Origin of the sequence: Sphingobacterium sp. UBA7253, assembly GCF_002472745.1 — a bacterium.
In the GTDB taxonomy this organism is placed as follows: domain Bacteria; phylum Bacteroidota; class Bacteroidia; order Sphingobacteriales; family Sphingobacteriaceae; genus Sphingobacterium; species Sphingobacterium siyangense.
Genome location: NZ_DKSP01000008.1, coordinates 35,885 through 42,249, shown reverse-complemented (window position 1 = coordinate 42,249; position 6,365 = coordinate 35,885). Strand labels below are relative to the sequence as shown.

Annotated in this window: 8 protein-coding genes; 6 read left to right on the top strand and 2 right to left on the bottom strand. The window is 40.9% G+C overall.

Features of this window, described 5'->3' with window-relative positions:
• The 4 genes from B2X72_RS00630 to B2X72_RS00615 form a co-directional block, all read left to right on the top strand.
• A partial coding sequence (locus tag B2X72_RS00630) for a zinc-binding dehydrogenase (protein WP_286848039.1) occupies positions 1–904 on the top strand: 904 nt, incomplete at its 5' end.
• Positions 905–1,071: 167 nt separating this feature from the next.
• On the top strand, positions 1,072–1,581 hold the full coding sequence (locus B2X72_RS00625) for a hypothetical protein (RefSeq protein WP_145327908.1): 510 nt from the start codon (positions 1,072–1,074) through the stop codon (positions 1,579–1,581).
• A complete protein-coding gene (locus tag B2X72_RS00620; RefSeq protein WP_244294452.1) occupies positions 1,571–1,837 on the top strand; it encodes a hypothetical protein in 267 nt (88 codons plus the stop codon). The genes B2X72_RS00625 and B2X72_RS00620 overlap by 11 nt, the downstream gene beginning before the upstream one ends.
• A gap of 366 nt (positions 1,838–2,203) precedes the next feature.
• Positions 2,204–3,097: a sensor histidine kinase gene (locus tag B2X72_RS00615; protein ID WP_286734692.1), complete on the top strand. Its 894-nt coding sequence runs from the start codon at positions 2,204–2,206 to the stop codon at positions 3,095–3,097.
• 168 nt (positions 3,098–3,265) lie between these two features.
• Here the strand turns inward: B2X72_RS00615 and B2X72_RS00610 are convergent, their stop codons facing one another.
• Together B2X72_RS00610 and B2X72_RS00605 are read right to left on the bottom strand one after the other, a co-directional pair.
• Positions 3,266–3,952, bottom strand: a complete 687-nt coding sequence (locus B2X72_RS00610) for a class I SAM-dependent methyltransferase (RefSeq protein WP_286848038.1) — start codon at positions 3,950–3,952, stop codon at positions 3,266–3,268.
• Between the two features lie 221 nt (positions 3,953–4,173).
• Positions 4,174–4,878, bottom strand: a complete 705-nt coding sequence (locus tag B2X72_RS00605; protein WP_286801349.1) for a hypothetical protein — start codon at positions 4,876–4,878, stop codon at positions 4,174–4,176.
• A gap of 134 nt (positions 4,879–5,012) precedes the next feature.
• Here B2X72_RS00605 and B2X72_RS00600 point away from each other — a divergent pair, with 134 nt between their 5' ends.
• Positions 5,013–5,390, top strand: a complete 378-nt coding sequence (locus B2X72_RS00600; RefSeq protein WP_075993542.1) for a hypothetical protein — start codon at positions 5,013–5,015, stop codon at positions 5,388–5,390.
• A gap of 83 nt (positions 5,391–5,473) precedes the next feature.
• Positions 5,474–6,328: a FixH family protein gene (locus B2X72_RS00595; protein WP_286848037.1), complete on the top strand. Its 855-nt coding sequence runs from the start codon at positions 5,474–5,476 to the stop codon at positions 6,326–6,328.
• Positions 6,329–6,365 lie beyond the last annotated feature (37 nt).

Here is a 6,365-nt window from a genome sequence, read left to right as displayed (position 1 = left end):
TTCAGATCTGAATACCTTTCGGGGGTTGAATCCATTGGTCAATTTGCCGGTCATACCAGGGCATGAAATTGGGGCAACGGTCGTGGAATTGGGGACTAATGTGACAACTGATCTTAAGGTTGGTACAAAAGTTACCGTAAATCCGTATTCCAACTGTGGTGTTTGTACCGCATGTAAGAATAATAGGCCCAACGCTTGCCGTTACAACGAGACTATGGGTGTACAGCGCGATGGCGCCATGACCGAATATCTTGTCTTACCTGTTGAAAAGATCATCGCTGGGGGACAGCTTTCATCCAAAGAATTGGCTCTTGTGGAACCTATGAGTGTGGGCTTCCACGCCGTTGACCGAGCATCGGTAACAGACAGCGATATTGTATTGGTATTTGGATGTGGTATGATCGGAGTGGGGGCGATCATTCGGTCAGCATTACGGGGAGCTACAGTCATTGCTGTCGATGTGAGTACTGAAAAGCTCGAACTAGCGAAAAAACTAGGTGCAAAGTATACGATTAATAGCGCTACGGAAGATCTGCTTGCGAGGTTGGATGTGTTGACTCAGTCCATGGGAGCTGATGTTGTTATAGAAGCCGTTGGCCGAAAGGAAACATACCTGGCGGCCATTGCTGCCGCTGCATATACAGGCAGAGTGCTGTATATCGGGTATGCAAAGGAAGCGATTCCTTTTGATACACAGTTTTTTGTCAAAAAGGAACTGGATATCAGCGGGTCGCGCAATGCCACGGCAAAGGATTTTGCTGCGGTAATGAATTACTTGAAAATGAAAACCTGCCCGATCGAAGAACTGATAACGGCTATTTATCGGGCGGAGGATGCACAATTGGCCTTGGAATCATGGTTGAATGATCCCGGACGTGTTTTTAGGCTACTGATCGCGTTTTGACCGAAGCGGCTTTGGTTTTGTGAAAGATCGAATTGAGGGGAGGGTAACTATAAAATATCTTGCTGTTAAATGAAGGATGATGAAACAATATTAAAGCAATATATGTACATTTAGGTGTTCATAGTACAATTTAAATACCTAAAGGAAAAAAATAAACTTCAATGGCAATGCGCAGGAAATTTTTAGCATGTTTCTTCATCATATTGTTTTCACGGGGGCTGTTTGGTAATCCCCAAGATTCTGTTCAGCAGGGATTTGTAGACAAGACGGAACGATTTTTTAAAGAATCGGCTAAAAGGAGTGTCCGGGATTTGGTAATGGACCGTGCAGCCATCCGCCAAAATCGGGTATTGGAGGATATTAAGTTATTGGCGAGCCAATCGCGTTCCTTTCTGCGCAAAGGTTTCGATTCGTTGAACGTGGACCAGGAGCTGAAGGAGCTGATCGTCTTACATGATATTGCAAAAGATGGTGTCTTTGAAAACAAGGGTTCTGCGCAATCATCGCGCAACCTTACAGTGACCTTCAACATCTTGAACGCACTTTCCATAGAGGTAAGGAGTTTAAAACGCGATATGGACCGTTATCAGGATAGGCTCACAAATTATCAGTTGGATCTCGACTCGTTGAGCAATGACCCCGCACTTTTTGTCATCTTTAAGGATTATGAGCTTTAAAAAAGCCTATCAGGCTGGATCACTGGATGATGCCAAAGTTTTGCTTAAGGATGCTGTAGGCAAAGCAAAAGAAGCTTCTGCTTACAGTATAATTCCAGATTGCAATTGTGCGAATGCCAAAAATTACGCACTTAATGCGGTAATCTTTGGAAATAAGGCGTTAAAAACAGCTGATTTGGACAATCTAAAAAAGTGGGCCAAGAAAGCGATGGATATGTCACTGGATGAGATGACAGCCATACCCAATTGCAAATAATTTTGAGCATATTCAATAAACTTTAGGCAGGCTTTGGAAATTTAGGAAATCTTTGCTGAGAGTGCAGCATCGCCGAAATGGATTTAAAAATAGCTAAGTTTATTTGGCGAATAAACAAAAATAAAATACTTAAAACTATTTTACTGAGCTATTGTTCATTAAACCAAAGGTATATAAGGTATACGTCTATTAGAGGATAGTTTTTTGTAAAGGCTAGGTCAATATTGATCTAGCCTTTTTTTTGAATGAGTTAAGAAAGAATCGAGGTAAGTGTAGTTTTTTTTAAGGTAAATTTTTTAATTAGCATGTGATTGTTTAGCTTTGGTATTCCATTAGTCATTATTGTTAATTTATTACCTAAAAATTGTGCAAAGCCAAACTATTATTACTCTACTTATTGTTGGAATAGTCATCAGTAAAACGCTGATAGGCGTACTGATCTACTTTTTAATCCGAAAAAATCGGTTGTTAAAGGTCGAGCAGCTCAAATTGACGACCGCAAACAGTATCCTCAGTGAACAGGCAATTCGTATTCACCATTATAATGAGGAATTAAAAATTGCCGAGAGTTTCAAGACTAAAGTTTTATCGATTGCCTCACATGATCTCAGAGCACCATTTGCATCGGTCGAAATTTTGTTGGCGATTGATGATATTTCTCTAGTTGATAAGGAGGAGCTTAAACTCATCTTTTTAAATCTAAAAGGACAGGTGGTCAGATCGCGTACGATGTTGGAAGAGGTCTTACTATGGACAGAGTCACAACTCCGGGATAAACTTGAAAATACCGAGAACTGTAATATTCGCGATCAAATTGATGCGGTATTGGGGATCTATACGCTAGAAATCCAACGTTTCAATATACAGATCATAAATTCGGTGAATCCGGATTTTTGCGCGGATACACATAAAGGAATTCTCGCTTTTGTGCTAAGAAATGTGATTAGCAACGCCATTAAATATGGACGAGTCGGCGGTAGCATTGTGTTGCAACTGATAGATGATCCGAGCGATCGGTGGGAACTCATCGTCAGCAACGAAGGGGAAGAACTTACGTCGGAAGTCCTCCATAATCTAAATTTTGTCAATAGCTGGGATCGTAAAAAATCTGAGAGCAAAAATGGTGCAGGGTTGGGGATCTCCCTCTGTAAGGATTTGATCAAAAGGATTGATGGAAAAATGCAGTTCGAGAATCAGCATGGTACAGGTGTTTCTGTTCGGATCTCGTTTCCGCGGAAGGCTTATCAGGCTGTCTCTTAATAACAATCTATCTATTGTAAAAGCCCGATATAGATCGGGCTTTTTTTGATGAAAATTTAAATGACAAACTTAGTTTTTCATGAAAGATCGGTTGGTATGAAAGATCCGAAAACCAATTATTTTGCGACTTTTCCAAACGAAACACACATCAAGGGTGTTGAACAAATTTTACTTTTTGATAGCCTCTAGCATAAAAAGTCCTTCAGTCTCGAAAGGGAGTTCAAGAATACGATTTTGTGCATCCATATCGACTTCAATAGAACCAAATCCAACTGCTTCCAATAGTTCGACGTCTTTAGCAGGACGTGGATGTGCACTGATGTCCAATGCCGATTTGATGGCATTGATCTGATCGATAGCGCCCGATGGGCATTCATCGTGCCTTTCGGTACTAAAGACCGTTTTCCCAAAATCGGCATCCAGGTTGATCAGTTTTCCGCCCGGCTTGAGTACACGTTCCATCTCGCGGTAGCATTTTTCAAGATCGGGGATGGTCCACGTCATCAACCTGGTGAAGACGAAGTCAAAGGTGTTGGCTTCAAATTGTAGTACTTGCGCATCCATGACCCGATAGTCTACGCGAAGTTCTAGTTCTTGGCTGACAAGTTTTGCATATTCAATCATCTGCGGGGAGAGGTCAACGGCGGTAACCTCAAAACCCGCAAGGGTCATAATGTTGGCGAAATATCCCGTAGCAGTACCAACCTCAAGTACTTTATTGCCCGTAGTCTGGCTACGGACGGACTTGAAAAACGCTAGCCAGTGTTCGGTCTCCGGCCGGGACCAAGCTTCATCCCTTTCCTTGCGCCAGGAGCTACTACGGTCATTCCAATATGCTGTTATTCTTTTAATCATCGTAATAATTTTAACGGGTACAAATTTATCCATTTTATCAGCAACAATTGCTGGAATTTGTGTCATATCTCCGATCAGCTTATTTTGGGTTTTTATTCTCCTTGCCTCAGCTGCGAACATAAATATCACCCAGCCAATTCACCAACGTAGTAATAAATAATAAGCAATACCTGTTGAATATTACACGATGACGTGGGGGAGTTTGCCGAGGAAAACAAATTTTAGCTGTTTTTTGATTGTTTCAGTTCATCAATCGTCCGGTTGTATCGATCATAAATGACTTTTTCAGGTTCAAAATTTGGATTAGGTTTCCAATATTCTTCGATCTGAATCGTATTTTCCCTTAAGGTGGTCTTTGAGCTCAGTAGTGTTCCTTTTCCATGGACTTCGTTTATGTCAACGGGGTTGATGGTGGAAAAATGTTTCTCTAGCATTTTCTGGATTTCGCGAAAATTGCTGCAATTTTCGTAAATAACGACCTTTTTACTTGTTTTTATCAAGGGTAAGAGAACTTTCGCTATCCATCCTGGCTTTTCTGAGGCGATTTGCAATGCCGGTTGTGTCAGATAAAAGTTGAACTGCGCCTGGTCGTCGCTGTGGTAGTTGCTGTAGATAATGGTCTCGATAATTTCCCAGGAGATAAATTGGGTTGTTTTTAGCAAGGGGATTTGATAGTATAGGCCTTTATGATCGGATGTTACACTTTCCTGTTGGGCAATCTGTCGTGTTATGGTTTTTTCGGATACTCGAAATCCAACGGTCATACCGTACAGGATAATACCGGGGAATAGTATGAAAAGTCCAGAAACGACATATCCTCCCACAACTTTGCTTTCATGAACCATCATCAATATGGTCAGAGCTATTCCGATGCAGATAAACAGCCCAAGTAATAATTTAATGACTAAAAGAGGATTAAACTTCATTTGCTCAAAGCGCGTGATTTTTAGCTAAATGTACTAAAACTTCTTGATGTTTTAGAAAACATTTGGGCGTTTTGAAAAGAGGCAGTTCGTTGCTGATATGTCAATAATTAGTATATTTGCTTCACTAGCGATACATGAAAGCGAAACAATTGATATGGATTTTACTGCCGCTGATGCTCCTGCAGAGCTTCTCGTCGGTTTGGCTATGGACTGTTTTTGAATTTAACAGAGATTATATCGCTAAGAATGAGTGTATCAATCGATTCAACGAAAAGGCACTTTCCTGTAGAGGACAATGTATTTTGATGAAGAAAATGCGTGAACATGAGGAGAAGGAACAAAAGAACCTGGAATCTCGTATAATCGACGTTGTATTTATCAATAATCAGCAATGTTTTAACCTTGATATCGCTTTTTTTGAAGAAGCGGCTGCGGAGACCTTACTTCCAGCATATCAGGCAAACTATAGCTATAGACCAATCTTTACTATTTTTCATCCACCTTTGGTTTAAGTCATTTTGCTTTTCGTACGGGCTGTCGGCATGTTGACTGATGGCAGGTACTGTCTATTTTCAAAAGATTTAAATCAATACATATGAATTTATATTCCCGTGTCGGGACTGTCGGGGGCGTAATCTTACTGCTACTCGCGTTTTCAGTTACTTTTTCAACTTCATCCTGTACTGCCGACCATTCAAAAAAGAACGGTAAGAATGCTACGGATTTTATCCTGCCTGAGGAGTCCGATCTGGTCTTTATAGCGGATACTGTTTGGGATGTTACCAATTATACCGTATATGCGGATGCCAAACTCAACAATAAATATCATACCATTTATCTGCGTTTAAGAGATACCTCGGGAATTCCGATCAATGACAAATCCCTTGATTTCTATCCAGAAATGAGTATGGGACGTATGAAGCATGGAGGCCCCTTTGAGCATCCCGTCGCGCTCGGCGAAGGCTGGTATCGAGGCCCAATGGTTTTTATTATGGCAGATATCCCGCAGATGGGAAAGGGCTGGCAATTACATACGATACGTAGTCACAATCGCCTAAAAGATACACTTGCCATCAAGATTCCGGTTACTTCAGCAGCAACCATGCGAACAATGAGCTCAGGAACTAGAGACGATAGTCGCGTATTTATTTCCTGCCTATTGCCTGATAGCGTAAAGCAGGGAAAGCATCCGATCCGATTTTTAATGAATAAAATGGATGGTCATCATTTTCCGGTATTAGATCATTATGTCGTTAAACTAAAGATCAATAGGCCTACTACGGAAACGGGGTCTTCGGAAAATTTTGCTGCTGAAAGTACAGGTAATGGTTACTATGAAGGCACTGTTAATTTTTCTATGCCTGGTCGTTGGGAAGTCATTGTCGAACTATGGAAAGAGGGCAAAAAATCAAATCAGGATGATATAAAATATCTGGTGCAGGTCACTTAATACAAACAGAATTTATTTTACCAATATACTTAAACAA